A 21,611-nucleotide genomic window follows, 5' to 3' on the forward strand; every position below is an offset into this window, starting at 1 on the left:
GTAAACCTTGTTCTACTAAAAGTGAGGAGTACTTTTACTCTCTTGGCTATTGAAATAAAAAAGAACAGTATAATTTCTATTTACCTAATTATTTGTTCATACTTTTTCCCTTTTACTGTAATGATTGCTTTTAATGGTTTCCCATCCTTCTCCACTTGTTCTGGTACAGAAGCTATAAAATGTAGAGTACCCGTTTTCAAAGGCTCGATCGATGTAATATTGGTAAACGTGAAATCCGCTCCACCTCGATCTTCTATTGTTGAGAAAGTTGTATATTCATATTTTCCATCATAAATAATTTTCACATTTAAAAATTCATCAGATGATTGACCTGTTGTTAGTAAACTTTTTACCGAAATAATAGTATCTAAGTACACTTCACCCTCCTCTTCATTTTTGTAATATGTATACATAGAATTTGGATTTGGCGGTGAAATTTGTTTACCGAAAACATTGTTGTTAATAGTGATTTCTGCGTAATTATCAACTATCAATGCGTTTCCTTTAGTAATCGTCAGAACTTCCTCTACCTCTGTTTCATTTTCTTTATTATTTTCGGATACTTCTTCTTCTGCATTTTTTCCAACAGATTCTTTTGGATTACTATCTGAATTGTTATTTTTATCGCTTTGACCACAAGCCACCAATAACATAGACACCCATAATAATAATGCTAATTTTTTCATGAAAACCCCTCCTATATTATAGGTGCTCTTCAACTTACTTATTGTTATTTTCATTTAAGGAATCTGGATAAACCATCGTGTCAAATATCTCTCCATTTGTTTCATCTTTTAAATTTACTGTGACTTTATAATCTTCAATGTCTGCACCGTTAAATAGCTGGTAGTACATGCCTGCTAAAGCTAGTCCAAAAGATGCAATTGCATCGAAACTACCTTCAAACTTTTCTTTATTTACTGTCAGTGTAAACTCAGAAAAAGATTTATTATAAGTTACATCATTTATGGAAACAAAATCTTCGCTTGTTTTAAGTTCTTCTACACTTTTTACAATTCTTTCTTTTAATTCCTTCATCATCTTTTTGTGCTCAGATTTAGACATTTTATAAGTTAAAGATCCGTCTTCATTCTTAATAACTTCCTTAATGCCACTATTTTTCGCCTCAGAAATAATAGAATCTATGTCTTGCCCCTTGTATAATGTAGCTGGTATTGTGACTTCAACATTTATAAGACCTTTATCAACTTTTAATGGTTCTTCGGATGCTTTATCAGCACCATCTGTTTTCTTCCCACTATCATCATCCTGATTACAAGCTATTAACAAAATACTTAATAGCAATGTAAGTGGTAAAATAAGAAATTTTTTCATTTTTTTTAATCTCCCTTCTCCACAAATATACATGGATAATGAAGGAATATCTATTACTATTTTCATATTTCTACATATTTTACGCTTTACAATAAAAAACACCCGTTCCGAAATGGAGGAAGCTGTATCTGTATGGCTAAGTATTTATTAGCAGGTTTCTTATATGGAATGGACGAAGATTGAGAAGGAATTCCTAACCCTTCCGATCCATGCAGCATTAAAATACTTCAGCGTTTAGGTATCATTAACAAACAGCAATAAAAACAAAAAAGTGACCAGATACTCATTTTTAATTGAGCGCCTGGTTACTTTTGTTTAGAATTTTTGTATAAATAAACTTCCATCAGATTGAATTTCAGCATAAAACACTTCTTTGACCTCTTTTATATTTGCCCTGCTTAATTCGTTTTCTAACCAATCTCTACTTTTACCAACCTCCAATAAATTTTTCGGTAATAATTTTCCATCAGCAATTATTTCAATAGGTAAATAAGTCGGCGGCGAAGGATATATTTGTAAGTCGCTTTTTTGTGTTCCTTGATATTCAGGTTTTTTGAGAATACTAAGTCTACCATTTGGTTCTAGAATGGCGAAATCTATTTCTGCTATTGAAAAGATTTGATATTGCCTAATCAACATCGTCAGGTCATCGATATTAACACCTGTTCTTTTTAATGCTTTTCTGTCTATCTTTCCATGTTTTATAATAATGGTAGGTTGACCATCAAAGATCACTCTAATTTTTCCAGACTTAAGACTTATATAACTGACTATTATAGTAAGTGAACACCAAATTACTAGGCTGAGTAAATCCTTTGTGTAATCTTTTGTACTAAGAACAACCATATTTGCAGCCATTGATCCTATTGTTATTCCTGTTACATAGTTAAAAAAAGTTAAATGACTTAATTGTTTTTTTCCTAAAAGACGTGTAAGAGCTAGAAGGACAAAAAAAGTAATAACTGTTTCACTCGCTATCTGTAAGTAGCTTACATCGTTCATTGTTTCACCCCTGTCTATAATAGAATGGTCAAGTATTTAAGAAATTACACAAATAGCCTAGGCTCAACAAAGATAAAATGGCAAAGGAATTAACAAGGAAAGTTTTTTAGAATATGGTCTAAGGGTAATCGTTTTGCCTCCTAGTAGTGATATCTAACACGAATATTCCTCCCGCCTATTTTTTATAAGAATCAAAACTTTTAAGTTTTGCACTGTATAAATAAAAAAAAACCACCTCGTATGAGATGGATACATCATTCTAGCTATTCAATTAAAGCACCACGTTTGTTGAACAAGTTATTTTGTTTACCCTTCAACAATTGCAAGATATTTTTTGATTTCTCCTTTAGATTCTACAATTAAAATCTCTCCTCGTTCTTTGGTGGAAAAAATCTTTGTACCAACAGGAAGTTTATTCGACATCCCATCTCTAAAATCTGTATTAGCATCATTTTTTGTTTTTATTTCACCGATTTGAACATCCTTTGTTAAAGACAATTCTTCAACCCAATCAATATTAGCTTTGTAGATAACTCCATCATACTGAAAAATATCAGCATCAGAATCTAATGTTAAAACTTCTTCGGCATTTATCCTGTCAATTGATACGGTTGTAGTTCCCCCTTGAATATTGCATCCTGTAACCATGAATAAAGCTAATGCGACCAAACCATAGAATAATTTTTTTATTTTCAATCCACCCACCTCTTTTATATAGACACCAATTGTCTACCAAAAGTTACATATTCAACTACATGTGGATTCGACTAAAAAGAATCTCAAAAAAAATTACATTAAAATGTAAATAAAAAACTACACTTATTACAACTAATAAGTGTAGTTTGAACTTAACAGTGTTCTGTTAATTGTGAGAAATGTAGATTCAAGAATTTTTTTAATTTTATCAAATTATTAAATTAATGGTATATTGTTGTAGAAGTTATATACCCCTTTATATGTGCTGTATTCATAAAAAGTAATTTATAGTTTTTGTATACTAGTGACCAGTTTTAGTCTGGTTGCCAATATCTTCTTCAATACAATATATAGTTTTCTTCTCGTTGTTTGTCATTGTAGCTATTAGTGCTGTAGCAATTGTGGCTAGAATTCCTATAACAACAGAAGTAGTAATACTTGTTAAATTAAAAGAACCGGGATTTGTATACTCATAAATCCATGAGACACCTACACCACCACCTTGATTATTGGAAACAGTCGATAGCCTATCTTTAACTTCAAAGAAACAGTTTCTTCATCGTCAGTTACTTCTACACTTTCGATAAAATTAACAAAATCATTTGAAATTTTCTCACCATTTACATAAGTAATAGTTAATGACATGTATCGCAGTATCTGTTGTATGACCATCAGTTACTGTAATCATTTTAAAATTACCTGCGATATTTATGCTTACATCATAAGTTACTCCTTCTACAGTAACTTGATATTGATTGTTAGGCAAAGTCAAAGTATCAGCATTTGCTTCTTGTGCAGAATAGAATGAATGAATGGATATTTTGAAAATGTAAATATTTTAGAAAGGCGGTTTTTTAGTGACTTTTAGACTTATGAAAATCATTATTAGTATTTTAATTGTTATTTTAGGTGCTTCGTTTTGGAGTATTACTATGAATGCAGAATTAATCAAAAACATTACATTAAAAATAGTTGGAACTATTGTACTTTATATTGGATTTAAGTATTTGCTTAAAAATGTATATCCTAATAAAAATTAAAATTAAAATCCCTGATTTTTTTAGGTGATATGATCACCTTTAGGTAGACAATGTTAAAAAAACTAAAGTACGCTGTAGATAACATTATACGCAATGGGAATTTTCGATGTCGAGAAAAAATAATACGTATTCAAATGAGTTGAAATTAGAAGTAATAAAGGCTTATTGGGTGGGAGAAATGAAACCTTTCTAAAATAAAGAATAAGCCTTTTGAACGTTGGGTTTGTCCAATTTCTCTTGACCAATTATTTAACATTTTCAACATCGTGACTCTTTCCCTTAAGACTTGTAAGTGTTCCTCTCGACTTAACGACTTTAATTCACCATTTACTTTGTGTAATACTTGCGAATAATGCTCACTGAGAACTATGACACTACGTTCAGCATCATCACTTGCGTGAAATTGTTTCAACGCTTTTAAAACTGATTTTTTCCAGCATTCGAATAGCCTTCTAATATTACCCCTCTAAAATTATTCATTTTTTCTCCCTCTAATTAATGTTATCTCTATCTAAATAAAAAGCACCCACGAATTTTAATTATTTGATTTATAGTTAATTACAACTAAAGCAAATAAAATTTGATTATCAATATTTTTATAATATTTATAGTTTTTCCATTTCATTCTTATATATAAATACTATGCATATACTAGTTGCCTTTTTACTCATCTCAAAGATTACACCTCTACAAGAACATATATTCCCTTTTGCTCAACTTTATTATACTGTATACTTAATTTTATTTTCAAATTTTTACATTTAAGGGAGGGATAATATGAGCCCAGAACAAATTACTCAGATTTATTCGTTTTACTTCTTAACCACACCAATTTTAGTAAGGTTAATTGTATTTAATTTTATTTTTAAAGAACACAAACGTTTAATGGTTATTTTATTGGATTCAATTGTTTTAATATCAACAACTATTTGGTTAATATTGGTTAATGATGTAATATTACCTCTACCTTCAATAACTTTAAATGGTTCTATTGTACTTTATATAATTTTGATTATTGACATAGCTTTTAATGTTAATCGATTAAAAAAAGCAAAACTCAGACTGTAGACAAACTCAAAAAATTTGAGAGTTTGCCTACAGTCTTTTTTCTTTTACAATAACGCAGGAGTCGCCGCCCTTTGTTTCAATCAACTTATACATAAAGTAACCCGTCTACATAGCGTGTTGAAAAGTAAATTTTTGAGGTGATAAACGATAATGACAAGAATCAAACCAATGAACGAGAACAATTAGAAATGTTAATGATTGATCAATTAGTTCCCAACGATCATTTAGTGCGAAAACTAGAAATCCCTTAAGGATACTCTTGGTAATCATTTAGATTCGTTCACTGATAATTTATCTTTATCTACAATTTTTCCATCTGCTGTCCATACATACTCTTCTTCACTAGACATAATATTTCTATATTTTAATAATTAATTAATTACTACATCTAAACTCTCCATGTTATTAAAAGCAAGTGTTACAGGTGCATCATTTAGGCTTAATGGTGTATCAAATGGCAATTCTGTTCCGATAGGCACAGGGTTAATTTTAGTGAATTGAATAACACCAGAATCTCTTTCTTCACTACACCCTATACAAACACCTATATCTCCTCTGCCAAATAATATTTGAACAGAACTATTGTTTAGTATTGGCATGACAAATGTTAATATTAATCATTGTAAACATCGTTGTATATGAAAAGGAGAGAATAATGGTGCCTGATAACAAAACATCTGAAGCACAAAAACGACCTACACAGGCTTATCGAGAAAAATAAAGAGATAAAACAAGGAAACAATCAGCGAAGAGTTCTGCTAAGACGAATATTAATAAGTACTGTGATTTAATGACTTGGCTGAATTAAAAGAGATCATTGGGGCTCGTGAACAGAAATTAAAAGTGAGTAAATTAATAAAGACCAGGTACTCTCTTTGATATGCTCCCTATTAGGTAGACAGATGAAAAAATAAAATCTGTTTATCTAAGGGGAGTATTTTTTATGGGGCGAAGCAAACATCCACTCGAGTTGAAACTATATATCCTTCAATTGTTCGAAGAAGGTCACTATTCTATCAATGAATTGTGTGAAAGGTTTTCAATATACATCAAAGGAATTTAAGCGAATTGTGGAAACTGCCAATATGACACAGAGTATGTCCCGTATTGGTCGATGTATTGATAACGGACCAATTGAATCATTTTGGGGCACATTGAAGTGTGAGAAATATTATTTACATAAGTACGATTCATATGAAGAGTTAAAACTAGCGATTGATGATTATATTCATTTTTATAATTACTATCGTTATCAGAAAAGATTAAGCGACTTGAGTCCGTTAGAATTCAGGACTCAAGCCGCTTAATACATTTTTTATTATTTCCACTGTCTACTTGACGGGGTGCAGTTCAAAAATAGTTCCTGATCTTTTTTGGGTTTGGGGAGTTTTGTTAAAATTAATTTCAATAATAAATCCAACAGTTTTGGAACTAAATCTCTCGTTATTTTATGATGGTTGGTACTATTAATAGTAATATTGAGCATGAAATTAAAGTTAAAGTTATTTTTTTTGATAGTTTTTTTTGATTGGGACCTTCATAAAAGCCTGAGAATTGTAACTTATTACGATATAGAACGAACAATATTATGTATATTGCTATCCCTGGAAACCAGCCAATATCATTATCAATATTTGTTTGTAAAGTGGAATAAATGAGCTTTACTACTCCCCACATAAGAAAACCAAAAACTATAAAAATAAAAAGGATTCTTATTAATTCTAAGAATATTTTCATTGCATTAGATCTTTTCTCAATAACTTTAATCACCCTCTTATTCCTATTCGAATGCTCGTACTGAATAAGTTGAACCAGACGTTGTTGTAATGCGAATTTTAGCATTAGTATATGTATATACAACGCCTACAGCAGCATAATCTTTCATATCATTAAGAGAAAAAGCCTTAGAAAAATCCTTTGTTTTTGTACTATCTATCGAACCATCATAAACTACACCTAATCCATTACCTCCAACAACTCCATAAGCAGAATTAGTTACCGAAAGTTCAGCTTTAGAAGTATCATGTCCGGAATTGAAATCGACAATTATTCTTCCACCATAGCTATGGCTTAAAAGGTTGATATTAGAAGTAATACTTCCCGAAAATTTTATTTTACCAAATCCGCCAGTTTTATCAAATTTCTCTGTATATGAGCTTTTAAAAATACCCATCCCATAAGGTTGTATATCACCTGTTTGACTAGTTTGCTCAACTTTATTATTAGCATAGTTTTGAACAAATTCAGTATCTTCCATAGAGAATGGTTCATATAATTCATATGTAGAGTTTAATTGTTCAAATCTATCATAAATTTCTTCAGATGTTAAATTCTTATTAGCATCGTATACTAAATTTTCTGTACCTGTATTTATCATCTCTTCTGCAAAAGCAGGGGCAGTGCTAACACTAACTATTGCTGCAGTCAAAGCAGTTGTAGCTACAAATTTTTTATAAAACATTAAAATCTCTCCCATATTTTAAATTAAATTTAAATATAATATTTTTTATTGTTTACTATAGCATCTTAACTTTCCCTCGAGTTCATTTATTACCTTAACATCCAGTATAATACAATTTCAACAGTGAGTTCACGCCATTTTTTTAGCGTTACACCGCCATTTATTAACCATTTTTCTTTAATTCACGCCAAATCACGCCACTCAATGTATTTTTTTATGGCGCACTTCACATTTTTTATACTATAATAGTAATGGTATTTGTAAAAAATATGAATAAAGTGATTTAAATGTATATTTTGTGATTAAAAATCATTTAATCCTTGTTCACATAATTTACATATTTAACTAATAAAAAAGCCCATTACCAATTAAGATAACGGGTATGTGCTGTTAAGCGCTACGTTGTGCAATGATAATCTTCAATCCTTCAAAATCACCACTAGTCATAGTTCCATTATCGAATTTCTCCAACCAAGATTCATTAATCAATCCTTTATCGACTGCTTGTTGAATATAATCATGTACTGCAGCTTTTGCGGTTGTACTTGTGAATTTCATCGTATCATCATCCTTTTCTGTATGTTGTTCTGATTCATTTGGTTTCATTGCTTCCTCTATGCGTTTCAGGAAGAACTGTTTTAACAGCTTTGCAATGTATTGAACAGCGTTTTCTTCTGCAACTCCATAACGCACACCACCACTTTTGCTGTAACAAATTTCGATACCAATTGAAAGGCGATTACCTTTCTTTAGTGCGTTTCGATCTTTGTCGCCTACACCATCTCCATAATGCCACGCACCACGGTTGAAAGGTATTGCTTGAATTAGCTCTTTATCAACTGTTTAAATTTTGATTAACGACTCCACTCATGATGCCAGTTGCATAATTAATATCATTAAGACTGTTAATTGTTAAAACACATGATGCACTTTTACCGTTTACTATAACTGCGCTACGCTATTTGTAGTTTGATTGAACCAAGCTTGATATTGATTAAATATTGTAGTTGTATCTACTTGATCCACTGTGCCGTGTACGATACCAGGAACTCAACGACTATATTCACTACTACAATCACAAACGAATGAAAGAAAAATTAAAAGACCTAAGCCCGGTGGAGTACCGAACTCAGGTCTTAGCAGTTGCTTAACTAAATATGTCTAACTTTTTTGGGTCAGATCAAAATAAGCCAATTGGCTTTTTTATAGCAATAGGTAAAACTTTGAAGTTATCTCCATCTTTTCCCCTGCTCCACACCCAACGTGCAGCTTTCACCGCATTAGGCGTTCCATCTTATCCTTTTAGACTAAAGCAACTAAATTACATTTCTTACGAAATTGGTTTAATTTCTCCAATTGTTTACCATCCAATTGGAGAAGGCTCTTATATCGTTCAATCGTTTCTGTTTCTGTAGCATGGATTAATTTGTGAACATTACTATGCACTATTACGAGATTCTTGAATTCATCTGAACCTCCCATATAGCGAGGGATTCTGTGATGACAATGGACTTCTTCTGCTACTAAGAAGTCTCCTGTTATCGCACATTTCCCTGATTGCATGGAGTATCTTGAAATTCGATTATCAGCGTACTCAAGGTTATCGTTATAGGAGATTGTTTTTAATAGTCTGTTTATTTCAATAGCTACATCGTTCTTTAGCTGTTTATGTAGCTTTAGTCTTCCTTCTTTCGTATAGTTGCATAAATCTTGACTAAAATTTGTACTGTTCACAGTTTTTATATCCGCTATGGGGAAAAGGTGAATATTTTCTATTTCAAATGTCTTGAAATTATTTTTGTTAAACCTTTTATATGTTTCTGAGGGTTTAATAGGTATCCCGTAATTCCCAATAGATTTGAGTCGATTGTATAAAGTTCGAGAAAGCCGATAGGCTATTTCAGAGAAGTCAGTGTTCACATGCGTTGCTATCTTGTAGTAGTTTTTGATTCCAAGAACATATGCGTTATAATTCATAGCCATTTTAGCTGTCGGATTTTTTTTGATTTCATGAATTAACTTTCTGGCTTTTTGCAGAATTGTTTTCACTTTATCATCCATAACGTGTGTATTGGCTACATATCTCTTTCCTTTTTTGATTACTTTGAGTGAGAATCCGAGAAATTCGGATGCTCTTTTACGCAAGTTTGTAATCTTCGATTTTTCGTTAGATATGTCAAGATTTAAGTGATTCTTGAGGTAGCCCTTAACTGCGTGATAAAGTTTAATGGCGTTTTTATGGGACTTTGTAAATATCTTAAAGTCATCTGCATATCTCACGATATACATTTCCTTTAAGGTGGTTGTTCTCTTTATCATTAAAACTTTGTTTTTTCTTTCTTTATAGTTGAATTTAGTTTTCATGTTTTCCCATTGATTGCTTATCCACCAATCCAAATCGTTCAATACAATATTGGATAGAAGAGGTGAGAGAATCCCTCCTTGCGGAGTTCCTTTGGTTGGGATACCTATACCTTTTATAGGGGCTTTTAGCATTTTTGATACTACACTTAATACCCTTTTGTCACAAATTCCTATACTGTACATTTGTTTCAGCAGTTTTGAGTGACTGACATTATCAAAGAAGCCTTGTATATCTATGTCTACTACATGTTGATTTAATGCAATATTAGCAAGGAATTGGCATCTCCCCATTGCATGATGAGTTGACCTATTTGGTCTAAAACCATATGAATGGTTGTAAAATCTAGCTTCACAGATTGGTTCTAGTATTTGTTTAAACATTTGTTGTATAAGTCTATCTCTCATGGTCGGAATCCCTAGTGGTCTAGTTTTCCCATTTGGTTTTGGTATCTCTACCCTTCTGACCGTTTGAGGTTTGTAGTTCTTTAATGTTGCTCTTATTTCGTCCACAAATGTTTCTACATCTTCTATTTTATATTGCTCTATGGTGATACCATCTGTACCAGCAGTTTTTGAACCTGTGTTAGCCTTAATATTCCGATAAGCTAGTAGAATATTATTTTTAGATATGATATGTTCGTATAAATTTAAACCTTTAGTTGCATTATTCTTACTTCTTTCGTAAAGGTCGTCAAATATACTTTGCATATCATAATATTCTGCATGTCGTAGTGTTGTACTCACCGATGGTGTGTTACCCCTTTCATAAGAAAAGTCCCATCATCTTACTCGACCTTGTGAGTTTCATTTAGTTGATTTAGTTTTCAAAGAACAAGACTTGGGGTTATCCCTCTGCGGTCGTTACTCGCTTCATTGGTACTGTACCCCTACTTTCACAAGGATAAAGAAATTTCGGCATATACCTTATGTCCACCATCCCGATAATAGTCGTTAAATGGATGTTCCTTGCTTACAACGTTCCGATTAACCTAGCTTTCCATATATATCCTTAGGTGCTTGCTATAAGCCTGTTAAACTATATTCTCCTTGTCGAATATCCCGAAGTTCATATTCAGCAATCTTACTTTTCGGTGTTTAACTCTGAATAAACCAGACTATGTTTTTCAATCATAGTAATTGTCTAGACCCTTACATTCGCAAGTTTGTCAGCCCTGAAGGGCATTCTCACCATAGACATTTTGTAGCATCCCGACCTATCGAGAACCATATCCTTTCTTAGCGACTTAGGTACTTTTCAGCCGACTTCACCTAGCTTCATACATGTCTTGTCTATTACCATTTCATGCATGTAGGAGTATCAGATAATTCGTTTCAGCTCAACATGACGGCTTTCATTCCGAATTTTGGTTAATCAGTTGTGACTGTAGTGACAGCCCTCCCATTTCATGTATATACATTTATAGGGAAACGTTTCGCACACTGAACATTTTCTTTCAATCATCCATGTCATTAAAAAATGAACAATCCGAAAGAAAAACATCTATAAATAAGAAAGTTATGAATGAATTTAAGAAACTAATATTGGCGGTACCTGAAAATGAAAACAACTTGGTTTTCTATAGACAATCTTCCATAAAAACAGTAAAAAATGAAGGAGCTAATAAATTATTATGAAAAACATTAGATGCATTAGGAATCGAACATATCTCCATTCATGGTTTACGACACACGCATGCCAGTGCCTTAATCTATAAAGGAGCTAATAATCATTCTGTTTCTAAATGATTAGGACATTCAGATATTCAAACAACCCTTGATCACTATTCGCATGTATTAAAGGAAATGGAAGAACGGGATGAAGAAATAGCGATTAATGTTTATTCATCTTAATTTCTTTGTTCACCATGTTTACATTTTGTTTACCTAATTTATTTTTTATATGTCATTCAATGCGATTCTTAAAAATATCAATATAAACAAAAAACGCTCAAAACCCAGTGTTCGTAAGGTTTCAAGCGCTTTTCAATTTGGTTAAAAATTAACCATTGATTTGTTATTGACGTCCCAGGAGGGATTCGAACCCCCGACCGACGGCTTAGAAGGCCGTTGCTCTATCCTGCTGAGCTACTGAGACATGATGTCGTTTCTTATGTATTCCATAGGAAGGACAATATTTATTATATGTATTTTATGGCGTAATGTCAACAATAATTTTACTATGTAGGCAAGGTTTCCCTCATCTATGTTTTATCATATGTTTTCGCCATATAGATTATACCACGTCTTTGCCTTATCGATAGCAAGAACATAAAAATTTTTGTTAGAATATTGGCTAGAAATCAATAGGAGGTATATAGATGTTTAAGGATTCTGTTGTAGTTGTTACTGGTGGTGCACAAGGGATTGGTAAGGGGATTGTGCTAGCATATGCACGACAGGGTGCGAATGTGGTGATTGCTGATATCAATAAGGGCTTAGGTGAGCAATTAGAGAGAGAGTTGCTCGAGCAGGGCTTCTCTGTCATCTTTGTTCATACGGATGTGGCGAAGGAACAGGATATTGTTTCATTAATGAAACAAGCAGTCGAACAGTATGGGTCGATTCATATATTAATTAATAATGCTGGAAAGTTACAACATACATCTCCTTATGATATTACGTTGGAGGCATGGAATGATCTTTTGCAAACGAATTTAACGAGTGCCTTTTTCTGTGCAAGAGAGGCTGCGAAGGTGATGAGGCACAATGTCAAAGGTGGCTCGATTGTATCTCTAGCGTCTACACGGGCTGAGATGTCTGAGCCTTTTACTGAAGCCTATGCTGCTACAAAAGGAGGGATTGTGGCATTAACTCATGCTTTAGCACGATCGTTTGGTCCTGATCAGATCACTGTAAATTGTATTTCGCCCGGGTGGATTGAGACTGGCAATTATGAGGAGCTTCGTCCGATAGATCATGCGCAGCATTTGTCAGGGAGAGTGGGTGTACCGGAGGATATTGCTCAAGCATGTCTCTATTTAACAAATCCGCTGAATGATTTCGTTACAGGTATTAATTTAACAGTCGACGGTGGGATGACAAAGAAAATGATGTACGAGGATTAATGTCATACCTTCCCTTTGCCTTCATTGCTTTCATACAGAGAGCTGCTTAGGAGTATGCTAATGTAGGAGAACAAATGAAAAGGAGCGAGGTTTTGTACCCTTATTCAAGTAGGTTTTCATTAAGCCAGTTGTACCAATCACCCTCTACACAATATACAGCACCGATTCGTCATTTTTTACGTTCAACTGATCATCGACACTGCATTAGTAAAACTGAGGCAGATTATATGGCGATGAATCAATTACTATGGATGGAGCATGTGAATTGGACACGGATGACGATTATTAGCATCGTTTTCAATTTGCCAGATTTACCTTTTGTGCAGCAGCGTTTGTTAAGAAATGCGACTGATTTGGGCAATTGCCTTCGCCCTTTTTATGGCGACTCTATAGCAGATCGTTATGCGGCTTTAATTAAAGAGCATCTTGTTATTGCTGCTCAGTTAGTGACTGCTGCGACTAAAGGGGATACTGCCACGGCTGAGGCAAAAGAGAGAGATTGGTATCGTAATGCAGACGATATTGCACAATTTTTGCATACGATTAATCCATACTTAAGTATGGAGGCCGTACAAAAGATGTTTTATATGCATTTGTCTTTAACAAAAAACGAAGCTGTGACCATGATTCAAAAAAATTATCAAGCCGACGTGGACATATTTGATGAAATAGAGGCAGAGGCGCTTGCCATGTCAGATATGATAGCGGGCGCTATCGTCATGCAATTTTGTTATCTCTTTTAATGCTCTCACTTACAATATTTTTTATCATTCAATCACTGGAAGAAAAATCGTTGTCTCCTTTTTCTTTGCATAATGCGCAATGGGTTGAATTCCCTGAAAGGTTCCCTTCATAAAAGAAGCTAACGTATTACTTTGAATTTTCACATCAGCCTGTTGTAAATCCCACGGTGTATGTTGAATATCAATACGAAATAATGTATGGTTCCATTTTACCCATGAATGATAACGTTCGACTAGCCATTGATCAAAATTAGTTTGAGTGTTATCCCCTATTGTATAGGACACCCTTAATCTTTCGTCCAACGTTTTGTAATAGCTGGTATAGGTATTGTCATTGTTCCTTTGCGTTCCTATAATTTTTGAGTATCGATATGGTAAACTGCCCAATGCTGTTATTTTTGAGAAGATAAAATTGGTCACATCTAAATGAAAAAAATAGATGCCTTTCTTGCCCTCATACTCAATATATGTTCGTACGTTCAATTGTAAGGAGGTATTCAAGCCCGGAATAGGTGGCAGAAATCGCAAGCGATGCCCATGCACTTTAAAAAGAACCGCACTCACCCAGGCATCATGTGCAAATAAATCTAGCTCTACTTCTGGAGGTAAATGCTTTTCTAATTCTAGGGGTGATACCGGCCAATGTAAAAATAGTACATCCTGCCATGTCTGTGCTATCATCCACATAGTAAAACTCCTTTCTACCCTCATTTTTTCCTAGAAAGGAGTTATTCAAACCATAAAGGCTATTTTTGTTCCTGCTCTGTCGTTTCTATTTCTACATAGCGATAATATAGATTTCGTAATTCAGATTCTTTAAATAAACCTAAATGACTTTTAAGTTGTGGATGTACTAGAATGCCATATGCTCGTAACTCTTTTACAAACCAACCTTTTGAATATTTGTGCATCGAATCCATTCCCCTTTACCTTTATTCATACATAGGGTATGCGCCTGGTTTGGGTATGGTGTCATGGCATAATAAAAAAACGAGAGGAGCATTCCCTCTCGTTGTCTTCTTATGTGCCGCAAAAAGTACGGTATGGTTGACTAGACGTCTCTGGTAATGAAGCATATTCCTGTTGTTCATTTGTGTGGGCAAAGGGCTGGGACAGGGCTGTTACTAATTTATTCATCACACTAAAGTCTTCCCTCTCTACAGCCGCTTCCAATGCCTCCTCTACCCTATGATTACGTGCAATAACAGCAGGATTATGCTGGCGCATCAATTGTTGGGACATGTCTTTTGTTTGTGGCTGTCTCGCTAATCGTGCGAGCCATTTTTGATGCCACTCTTTAAATGCTGAAGTCCGCCATAATGAGGTTTTGTCGATATGGTCAAAACTTAGGGCGATAAACGTATTTGTATAGTCTGCTTTGTCTTGTTGCATAAGCTGCAGAAGTTCTTCTATAAGCTTCATATCGTCTTGCTCTTCATCAAATAATCCTAATTTTGCTCGCATTCCTTTTAGCCAGTTTTGAACGTACAACTGAGGGTATTGTTCTAGGGCAGCTTGAGCAAGTTCAATGGCCTGCTCTTGATTTTCATGAATTAAAGGAAGTAACGCCTCTGCCAACCGTGTTAAGTTCCAGCCCCCCATGCTTGGCTGGTTACCATATGCATAACGTCCTTGTCGGTCAATGGAACTGAACACGGTTGCTGGGTCGTAGGCATCCATAAACGCACATGGTCCATAATCAATGGTTTCCCCACTAATGGTCATGTTATCTGTGTTCATGACCCCATGAATAAAGCCCACTAACTGCCACTTTGCTATAAGGGATGCTTGTTTTTTTATGACTTCCTGTAGTAAATAAAGATAGGGATTTGTGTCCCCAAGATAATTGGGGAAATGTCGTTCTAATGTATAATCTGCTAAGGTCTGGAGCTCCTCGTCTGTTCCCCATTGTGCAGCATATTGAAAGGTCCCTACTCGTAAATGACTGCTGGCAATTCTCGTAAGGATAGCACCAGGTAGGTCAGTTTCACGGATAATCGTATCACCTGTGCTCACTACCGCTAAACTTCGAGAAGTAGGAATCCCCAACCCAAACATCGCTTCACTAATAATGTACTCCCTAAGCATAGGTCCTAATGCGGCTCTTCCATCCCCACCACGGGAATAAGGTGTTCTTCCAGATCCTTTTAACGCGATATCCATGCGTTCGTTTGAGGGTGTTATTTGTTCACCATATAAAAGGGCCCTTCCATCGCCTAACATATTAAAATGCCCAAACTGGTGACCTGCATACGCTTGCGCAATAGGATTACTACCACTAGGTGCTTTATTACCCGCTAATACAGCTATGCCCTCTTCGTTTTTTAAAGCTTGACTATTTAATCCCAATGACGCAACAACCGTTTCATTTAACAGGACTAATTTAGGTGAAGGAACGGGGTTTAATGTCATTTCGGAATAAAAAATACTTGGTAATTGTACATAACTATTGTCTAAATTCCAGCCAATTGTCTTTTCCATATTTTCTCCTTTGTTACCTTTTCCTTTTATTTTTTCTATTTCAACATCATTCATTCCTAGTCAATTTTACCATCCAACCTAAAAATCCGCTTACTTTAAGAGTAAGGCGGATTTTTAGGTCGTATTAATTTCGTTGGAAAGTATGACGTGACATACACTGCTGATCATCCGTCCAAAATTCCACTGTAAAAGTCGAATCTTCTATTTTTAGCATAGCAAAGCTTTTTTCTTTGCGACCCCGAGGCTTTAGTAGGCTTCCTGGATTGATAAATAAAATATTATCCAACATTTCAGCACCGAGAATATGAGAGTGCCCAAAACAAACAATTTGGGCATTCAATTCTTTTGCACGATAGGCTAATGACAACATGGAACTTTTTACATTAAATAAATGGCCATGAGTCACCAAAATTTTTACATCCTCGATCGTAAAAAATTCTTCCTCAGGAAAAGCTTCCTCCCGATCACAGTTCCCTCGTACTTTTTTCATTCCCTTTAATGCATCATGCACATAAGGAAGCTCACTATCTCCACAATGTATCCGAACATCTATTTCAGGATAAAAATTTCTGACCTTGTCGATCACATGACTGTCGCCATGTGTATCGCTCATGATTAGTATTTCCATGTATACCACCTCTTATTTCATAAGATTCGGCAATTGCTCCTTCAGCTTACGAATAGCATTACCTCGGTGAGAAATGGCGCCCTTTTCTTCTGGCGTAAGCTCAGCCATCATACGATTTAGACTTGGGACAAAGAAAATGGGATCATAGCCAAACCCATTCGTGCCACGTTTTTCATGTGCAATGACGCCCTCGCATGTGCCAAATACTGTTGTCGTGTTAAAATCTGGACCTGCAATGGCAATACAGCAGCAGAATCGAGCTGTACGTTTGTCATCTTCAACACCTTGTAGATTTTCTAACAGCTTCACCATATTAGCCTCATCATCATGATCACCAGCGTAACGCGCAGAGTAGACCCCTGGCTCACCATTTAATGCATCCACTGCTAAACCACTATCGTCAGCAATAACAATGGTGCCAAGATTTTTCGCTAAGGCTTCTGCCTTTAAGATTGCATTTTCTTCAAATGTTGTACCTGTTTCCTCTATTTCCATATCTGGTGCTACTTCAAACATTGTGACAACTTCATAACCCAGTGGGCCAAATAATGCTTCGAAATCTTTTGCTTTCCCTTTATTTTTGGTTGCAATGACTACCTGTTTCATATTATTTCCCTCCGACCATGTTTGCTTGTTCAGCAAGCGCTGTTTTTTGGAGCTCAACTAATTGCTGGATGCCTTTTTCACCTAAAGCTAATAATTCATTCAATTCTTCCCGAGAGAATGTTGCTTCCTCGCCAGTGCCTTGTAATTCTACAAAGCGACCTGCACCTGTCATAACAATATTCATATCAACAGCAGCAGCCACATCTTCTACATAATTTAAATCTAAAACGGCACCTTGCTCTTCTACAATCCCTACACTAGTTGCGGCTAAAAAATCTGTTACAGGGAACTTAACGAACGGCTTTTCCTCTGCAAATTTAGCAATTGCCTGTGTCATTGCTACAAATGCTCCCGTAATGGAGGCTGTACGAGTGCCACCATCTGCTTGAATCACATCACAATCGATCCATACTGTACGCTCTCCTAGTGCCTCTAAATCGACCACAGCACGTAATGCACGCCCAATTAATCGTTGAATTTCCATCGTCCGTCCATTAACCTTCCCACGAGATGATTCACGTGGTGTACGTTGAGCGGTTGCACGAGGTAGCATCGAATATTCTGCTGTGATCCAGCCTTTCCCTTGCCCACGTAAAAAGCCAGGAACTTTATCTTCAATTGTTGCTGTACAAATTACTTTTGTATTTCCTACTTGAATTAAAACCGAGCCTTCTGGGTGTATTAGGTATTCACTATCCATTTTTACAGATCGCAGTTCATCTGCCATTCTTCCATCAAATCTTGTCATATTTATTGTTCCTCCTAAAAACTTTCGCGCCCTCATCTTATCATAATTTATTTCTTCAAAAAAGTACTCAACGTTTATGTAAAATGCTGAAAACGGCAAAAATCAGCCTAGCCCATTGCTAAGCTGATTTTTTATTTTAATGTAATGCGTCTTATGTCGAGAGTACCTTGCTCCAACCAATTTTCAGCGATTGAACGGAAAATTGGAACAGAACCAGTTGCAAAAAATTTATGAGCAGGCACTGTATTTGCATTTGCTAAAGTGCCATTATAAGCTAGCATTTCTTGAGCATCCTTTGCTGTTTCCTCCGCAGAAGATAAAACATTCACTTCTTCTCCTACGACAGCTTCAATTTGTTTTTGTAAAATAGGGTAATGTGTACACCCTAAAATAACCGTGTCAAATTGTTGATTTTTCAACGGCTTTAAGCCTTCTGCTATTAACTTCGTTGCAAATTCACCTTTATATTCGCCACTTTCTACAAGTGGAACGAAGGTTGGACAGGCTAGTGGAATAATATGTGTTGACGTATTAAGTGACAGTAAGGCCTCTTCATATGCACCACTTTTTATTGTTCCTTCTGTTGCAAGCACAACGACTTCATGTCGCTTCGTTTTCTTTACAGCTGCACGTGCGCCAGCATTTATAACGCCTAGTACCGGAAAAGGCATATTTCTTTGTAAACTTTCGAGTGCTACTGCAGTCGCTGTATTACAAGCAATAACGAGCATCTTAATATTCATTTTTTCTAGCGCTTTCGCCATTTGCCAAGTGAAGTTCCGTACTTCCTGACGGCTTCTTGGACCATATGGACATCTTGCTGTATCGCCAATATAATAAATCGTTTCGTTTGGCAATCGCTTTATAATTTCTTTTGCTACGGTTAACCCGCCTACTCCTGAATCAATAACGCCTATCGGGGCATTCATACTTTCCGCCTCAATCCTGTTTCATGTGTACATGTAGTTTTTCTAGGTAGCTTGATAATTGCGCGACTTCTTGCTCATTAAAACCAACAAGCATCTCTTGCAAATATTGCTGTCTTTTTTCTATAACCTCTTGAATAATACGTTCGCCCTTTTCGAGAAGATGAACAACAACGACACGGCGGTCATTTTCATCACGCATACGCTTGACTAATTCATTTTTCTCCATCCGGTCCACTAAATCTGTTGTCGTGCTAAAAGCTAAATATAAACGGTTTGATAATTCGCCAATTGTAATATCACCAAGCTCTTCTAACCACTGTAACGCAACAAATTGTGGCGGCGTAATCGCATAGTCGGAAACAATTTCTCTTCCCTTTTGCTTCACGATGGCCGCTATATAGCGTAATTCCTTTTCAACCGTTGCAACGGTTTCAGGTGAGTGTTTTGTTACTTCATCCGACATATAACTATTTCACTCCTAAAGATACGTTGAATAGTTCTATTTTGTCGTTTTTTTCACGAAATAGCAAGTGTCCATTAGTCTAATTTAAATTCTTCTAAGCGTAACAGCTCAATTAACGCCTGAGATCGATTCGTTACACCTAGCTTTTGAATTGTATTGGAAATGTGATTTCGCACTGTTTTTTCACTAATACCAAGCTGCTCTGCAATATCTCTCGTTGTTTTTTCAGCTAATAAAAGCGCAAATATTTCACGTTCTCGGTTTGTCAATAGAGAACGATGATGAGAGCCATTCATTCAGTTACACCCTCCTCCCCCGCACGTATTGTAACTTATGTTAAGGGGCTTGAAGCGGTGACGGCTATTTGCATGATTATTACATGTTTCCTTAAAAATTTCGGAAATTGCTTCGACATTTTCAACAATTTTATGTAAAACAATATTCCTACTATGTTCATAATTTTTTATGTTGTAACGCAACTCACTAATTGGGTATAATTCCCAAATCAATCAAGTGCGCTCTTTCTTCTTTAGAAATCGGTACACTCTTGCCTGTTCGAGGGTCCATTTGCACAATTGTCCCACGACCTGTGAAGCAAACTTCGTCCTTTTGATTTTTTGCTAGATAATGAAGGTCCATTGATGAACTTCCAACTTTCGCTACCTTTGTATAAATTCTTAGTAGGTCATCAAAGAAAACCTGCTTTACATAATCACATTGTAAATCAGCTACAATCGGTATACTCCTCACATTCTCATCAGCTACTGATGGCATTAAAATACCTATATGTCGAAAATAATCAATTCTCGCCTGTTCAAAATAAGTAAAGCTTACAGTATTGTTCATATGCCCATACATATCTGTTTCTGAGAATCGTACACGTGCCTCACTATAAAAGGAAAACCCCTTTTCCCACTCTTGTAAATTTCCAATATAGCTTGCTTTCATAATAACGCCATCCCCTATCATTTATTTACCATCCTTTTCAGTCAGTTTAGACTGTCAATCAGCAATGAATACTTATTCATTATATAAGAAAACACTATATTATCATAGGAAAAACCGAATTCCCCTTATTTTATTACTAAAATCCCTTTTTCTTTAAATAGTATGGTTTTTTCTTGAAACATGTTAACTATGTTTATATCACTATAAAAAAACTCCCTCACACTAAGTGTAAGGGAGTTCAGCTTGTCCGATATTAATCTACGTAGTGGTCAGAACCGAAGAAGTTACGGAACATTTGCACTGTAGTAGCACGGTTTAATGAAGCGATTGATGTTGTTAAAGGAATACCTTTTGGACATGCAGCAACACAGTTTTGAGAGTTACCACAGTTCGCTAGACCACCATCGCCCATAATAGCATTTAAACGTTCGTCTTTAATCATTGCACCAGTTGGGTGAGTGTTGAAAAGACGTACTTGTGATAATGGAGCTGGCCCGATGAATGAAGCTTTTTCAGACACGTTTGGACATGCTTCCATACATACACCACAAGTCATACATTTAGATAATTCATAAGCCCATTGACGTTTACCTTCTGGCATACGAGGACCTTCACCTAAATCATACGTACCATCGATTGGTACCCATGCTTTCACTTTTTTAAGCGCGTTGAACATACGTTCACGGTCAACCTGTAAGTCACGAATAACAGGGAATGTTTTCATTGGCTCCAATTTAATAGGCTCAGTCAATTGGTCAACAAGTGTTGAACATGATTGACGTGGACGGCCATTAATAACCATTGAACATGCACCACATACTTCTTCTAAACAGTTCATATCCCATGAAACTGGTGATGTATTTTCACCATTTTCAGTAACAGGATTTTTTTGAATTTCCATTAAAATAGAAATTACGTTCATACCATGACGGTAAGGCACTTGGAATTTTTGCCAGTAGCTATTGCCGCCCTGTGTATCTTGACGTAAGATTTCTACTTTAACCATTCTTCCAGTATTAGCTGCGATTTGCATA

General features: G+C 35.3%; 20 protein-coding genes, 1 tRNA gene and 3 pseudogenes. 5 read left to right on the top strand and 19 right to left on the bottom strand.

Features of this window, described 5'->3' with window-relative positions; all coding sequences use genetic code 11:
• Window positions 1-80 precede the first annotated feature (80 nt).
• From A2J09_RS12500 to A2J09_RS12515, 4 genes are all read right to left on the bottom strand, one after another.
• The gene (locus A2J09_RS12500) at window positions 81-686 is read right to left on the bottom strand and encodes a hypothetical protein (protein WP_012295536.1); all 606 of its coding nucleotides are present in this window, start codon (window positions 684-686) and stop codon (window positions 81-83) included.
• A gap of 34 nt (window positions 687-720) precedes the next feature.
• Window positions 721-1,335, bottom strand: a complete 615-nt coding sequence (locus A2J09_RS12505) for a hypothetical protein (RefSeq protein WP_031419351.1) — start codon at window positions 1,333-1,335, stop codon at window positions 721-723.
• A 315-nt stretch (window positions 1,336-1,650) separates the two neighbouring features.
• Window positions 1,651-2,337 carry a DUF421 domain-containing protein gene (locus A2J09_RS12510; RefSeq protein WP_012295540.1) on the bottom strand — a complete coding sequence of 229 codons (687 nt, stop codon included), beginning with the start codon at window positions 2,335-2,337 and terminating at the stop codon, window positions 1,651-1,653.
• A 306-nt stretch (window positions 2,338-2,643) separates the two neighbouring features.
• The gene (locus A2J09_RS12515; RefSeq protein WP_012295541.1) at window positions 2,644-3,042 is read right to left on the bottom strand and encodes a hypothetical protein; all 399 of its coding nucleotides are present in this window, start codon (window positions 3,040-3,042) and stop codon (window positions 2,644-2,646) included.
• A gap of 1,808 nt (window positions 3,043-4,850) precedes the next feature.
• On the opposite strand from A2J09_RS12515, the gene A2J09_RS12525 reads away from it, so the two are divergent.
• Together A2J09_RS12525 and A2J09_RS12530 are read left to right on the top strand one after the other, a co-directional pair.
• Complete coding sequence (locus tag A2J09_RS12525) at window positions 4,851-5,141, top strand: hypothetical protein (RefSeq protein WP_031419357.1); 291 nt, start codon at window positions 4,851-4,853, stop codon at window positions 5,139-5,141.
• 1,031 nt (window positions 5,142-6,172) lie between these two features.
• A pseudogene (locus A2J09_RS12530) lies at window positions 6,173-6,448 on the top strand (transposase); the annotation flags it as partial.
• A 473-nt stretch (window positions 6,449-6,921) separates the two neighbouring features.
• Here A2J09_RS12530 and A2J09_RS12540 read toward each other — a convergent pair.
• Both A2J09_RS12540 and A2J09_RS12545 read right to left on the bottom strand, forming a co-directional pair.
• Complete coding sequence (locus A2J09_RS12540) at window positions 6,922-7,602, bottom strand: hypothetical protein (protein ID WP_031419361.1); 681 nt, start codon at window positions 7,600-7,602, stop codon at window positions 6,922-6,924.
• Between the two features lie 390 nt (window positions 7,603-7,992).
• Window positions 7,993-8,439 (bottom strand): annotated as a pseudogene (locus A2J09_RS12545) (N-acetylmuramoyl-L-alanine amidase); the annotation flags it as partial.
• A 212-nt stretch (window positions 8,440-8,651) separates the two neighbouring features.
• On the opposite strand from A2J09_RS12545, the pseudogene A2J09_RS23470 reads away from it, so the two are divergent.
• Window positions 8,652-8,753 (top strand): annotated as a pseudogene (locus tag A2J09_RS23470) (IS3 family transposase); the annotation flags it as partial.
• Between the two features lie 151 nt (window positions 8,754-8,904).
• Here the strand turns inward: A2J09_RS23470 and ltrA are convergent.
• Together ltrA and A2J09_RS12555 are read right to left on the bottom strand one after the other, a co-directional pair.
• A complete protein-coding gene (gene ltrA, locus A2J09_RS12550) occupies window positions 8,905-10,710 on the bottom strand; it encodes a group II intron reverse transcriptase/maturase (RefSeq protein WP_012291752.1) in 1,806 nt (601 codons plus the stop codon).
• Between the two features lie 1,277 nt (window positions 10,711-11,987).
• Window positions 11,988-12,061, bottom strand: a tRNA-Arg gene (locus A2J09_RS12555).
• A 223-nt stretch (window positions 12,062-12,284) separates the two neighbouring features.
• Between A2J09_RS12555 and A2J09_RS12560 the strand changes: the two genes are divergently transcribed.
• Both A2J09_RS12560 and A2J09_RS12565 read left to right on the top strand, forming a co-directional pair.
• Window positions 12,285-13,031 (top strand): SDR family NAD(P)-dependent oxidoreductase, encoded by a 747-nt coding sequence (locus A2J09_RS12560; RefSeq protein ID WP_012295550.1) that lies wholly within the window; start codon window positions 12,285-12,287, stop codon window positions 13,029-13,031.
• A 74-nt stretch (window positions 13,032-13,105) separates the two neighbouring features.
• Window positions 13,106-13,774 (top strand): hypothetical protein, encoded by a 669-nt coding sequence (locus A2J09_RS12565; protein WP_227256901.1) that lies wholly within the window; start codon window positions 13,106-13,108, stop codon window positions 13,772-13,774.
• A 24-nt stretch (window positions 13,775-13,798) separates the two neighbouring features.
• On the opposite strand, the gene A2J09_RS12570 is transcribed toward A2J09_RS12565, so the two are convergent.
• From A2J09_RS12570 to sdhB, 11 genes are all read right to left on the bottom strand, one after another.
• Window positions 13,799-14,461 (bottom strand): YqjF family protein, encoded by a 663-nt coding sequence (locus A2J09_RS12570; protein ID WP_036162285.1) that lies wholly within the window; start codon window positions 14,459-14,461, stop codon window positions 13,799-13,801.
• A 59-nt stretch (window positions 14,462-14,520) separates the two neighbouring features.
• On the bottom strand, window positions 14,521-14,685 hold the full coding sequence (locus A2J09_RS23095; RefSeq protein WP_080695228.1) for a DUF2639 domain-containing protein: 165 nt from the start codon (window positions 14,683-14,685) through the stop codon (window positions 14,521-14,523).
• 109 nt (window positions 14,686-14,794) lie between these two features.
• Window positions 14,795-16,255 (bottom strand): protein adenylyltransferase SelO, encoded by a 1,461-nt coding sequence (locus A2J09_RS12575; protein ID WP_036162893.1) that lies wholly within the window; start codon window positions 16,253-16,255, stop codon window positions 14,795-14,797.
• Window positions 16,256-16,379: 124 nt separating this feature from the next.
• Entirely contained in the window at window positions 16,380-16,883 is a 504-nt protein-coding gene (locus tag A2J09_RS12580) for a metallophosphoesterase (RefSeq protein ID WP_012295555.1), read from the bottom strand.
• A gap of 12 nt (window positions 16,884-16,895) precedes the next feature.
• Window positions 16,896-17,489, bottom strand: coding sequence for an XTP/dITP diphosphatase (locus A2J09_RS12585; RefSeq protein ID WP_012295556.1), 594 nt, complete (start codon window positions 17,487-17,489; stop codon window positions 16,896-16,898).
• 1 nt (window position 17,490) lies between these two features.
• Window positions 17,491-18,237 carry a ribonuclease PH gene (rph, locus tag A2J09_RS12590; protein ID WP_031419371.1) on the bottom strand — a complete coding sequence of 249 codons (747 nt, stop codon included), beginning with the start codon at window positions 18,235-18,237 and terminating at the stop codon, window positions 17,491-17,493.
• A 131-nt stretch (window positions 18,238-18,368) separates the two neighbouring features.
• A complete protein-coding gene (racE, locus tag A2J09_RS12595; protein ID WP_012295558.1) occupies window positions 18,369-19,166 on the bottom strand; it encodes a glutamate racemase in 798 nt (265 codons plus the stop codon).
• 10 nt (window positions 19,167-19,176) lie between these two features.
• The gene (locus A2J09_RS12600; RefSeq protein WP_025114538.1) at window positions 19,177-19,629 is read right to left on the bottom strand and encodes a MarR family winged helix-turn-helix transcriptional regulator; all 453 of its coding nucleotides are present in this window, start codon (window positions 19,627-19,629) and stop codon (window positions 19,177-19,179) included.
• Between the two features lie 74 nt (window positions 19,630-19,703).
• On the bottom strand, window positions 19,704-19,925 hold the full coding sequence (locus A2J09_RS12605) for a helix-turn-helix domain-containing protein (RefSeq protein WP_004226437.1): 222 nt from the start codon (window positions 19,923-19,925) through the stop codon (window positions 19,704-19,706).
• 187 nt (window positions 19,926-20,112) lie between these two features.
• Window positions 20,113-20,577 carry an acyl-CoA thioesterase gene (locus A2J09_RS12610; protein WP_031419375.1) on the bottom strand — a complete coding sequence of 155 codons (465 nt, stop codon included), beginning with the start codon at window positions 20,575-20,577 and terminating at the stop codon, window positions 20,113-20,115.
• Window positions 20,578-20,830: 253 nt separating this feature from the next.
• A complete protein-coding gene (gene sdhB, locus A2J09_RS12615; RefSeq protein WP_012295561.1) occupies window positions 20,831-21,610 on the bottom strand; it encodes a succinate dehydrogenase iron-sulfur subunit in 780 nt (259 codons plus the stop codon).
• Window position 21,611 lies beyond the last annotated feature (1 nt).

It is taken from the genome of Lysinibacillus sphaericus (genome assembly GCF_001629735.1).
GTDB classification, from domain to species: Bacteria; Bacillota; Bacilli; order Bacillales_A; family Planococcaceae; genus Lysinibacillus; species Lysinibacillus pinottii.

What these genes read in the sequence shown, in the direction of transcription:
- A2J09_RS12500 (WP_012295536.1), bottom strand. Translation starts at nt 686, where the DNA reads ATGAAAAAATTAGCATTATTATTATGGGTGTCTATGTTATTGGTGGCT.
- A2J09_RS12505 (WP_031419351.1), bottom strand. Translation starts at nt 1,335, where the DNA reads ATGAAAAAATTTCTTATTTTACCACTTACATTGCTATTAAGTATTTTG.
- A2J09_RS12510 (WP_012295540.1), bottom strand. Translation starts at nt 2,337, where the DNA reads ATGAACGATGTAAGCTACTTACAGATAGCGAGTGAAACAGTTATTACT.
- A2J09_RS12525 (WP_031419357.1), top strand. Translation starts at nt 4,851, where the DNA reads ATGAGCCCAGAACAAATTACTCAGATTTATTCGTTTTACTTCTTAACC.
- A2J09_RS12540 (WP_031419361.1), bottom strand. Translation starts at nt 7,602, where the DNA reads ATGTTTTATAAAAAATTTGTAGCTACAACTGCTTTGACTGCAGCAATA.
- A2J09_RS12560 (WP_012295550.1), top strand. Translation starts at nt 12,285, where the DNA reads ATGTTTAAGGATTCTGTTGTAGTTGTTACTGGTGGTGCACAAGGGATT.
- A2J09_RS12565 (WP_227256901.1), top strand. Translation starts at nt 13,106, where the DNA reads ATGAAAAGGAGCGAGGTTTTGTACCCTTATTCAAGTAGGTTTTCATTA.
- A2J09_RS12570 (WP_036162285.1), bottom strand. Translation starts at nt 14,461, where the DNA reads ATGTGGATGATAGCACAGACATGGCAGGATGTACTATTTTTACATTGG.
- A2J09_RS23095 (WP_080695228.1), bottom strand. Translation starts at nt 14,685, where the DNA reads ATGCACAAATATTCAAAAGGTTGGTTTGTAAAAGAGTTACGAGCATAT.
- A2J09_RS12575 (WP_036162893.1), bottom strand. Translation starts at nt 16,255, where the DNA reads ATGGAAAAGACAATTGGCTGGAATTTAGACAATAGTTATGTACAATTA.
- A2J09_RS12580 (WP_012295555.1), bottom strand. Translation starts at nt 16,883, where the DNA reads ATGGAAATACTAATCATGAGCGATACACATGGCGACAGTCATGTGATC.
- A2J09_RS12585 (WP_012295556.1), bottom strand. Translation starts at nt 17,489, where the DNA reads ATGAAACAGGTAGTCATTGCAACCAAAAATAAAGGGAAAGCAAAAGAT.
- rph (WP_031419371.1), bottom strand. Translation starts at nt 18,237, where the DNA reads ATGACAAGATTTGATGGAAGAATGGCAGATGAACTGCGATCTGTAAAA.
- racE (WP_012295558.1), bottom strand. Translation starts at nt 19,166, where the DNA reads ATGAATGCCCCGATAGGCGTTATTGATTCAGGAGTAGGCGGGTTAACC.
- A2J09_RS12600 (WP_025114538.1), bottom strand. Translation starts at nt 19,629, where the DNA reads ATGTCGGATGAAGTAACAAAACACTCACCTGAAACCGTTGCAACGGTT.
- A2J09_RS12605 (WP_004226437.1), bottom strand. Translation starts at nt 19,925, where the DNA reads ATGAATGGCTCTCATCATCGTTCTCTATTGACAAACCGAGAACGTGAA.
- A2J09_RS12610 (WP_031419375.1), bottom strand. Translation starts at nt 20,577, where the DNA reads ATGAAAGCAAGCTATATTGGAAATTTACAAGAGTGGGAAAAGGGGTTT.
- sdhB (WP_012295561.1), bottom strand. Translation starts at nt 21,610, where the DNA reads ATGCAAATCGCAGCTAATACTGGAAGAATGGTTAAAGTAGAAATCTTA.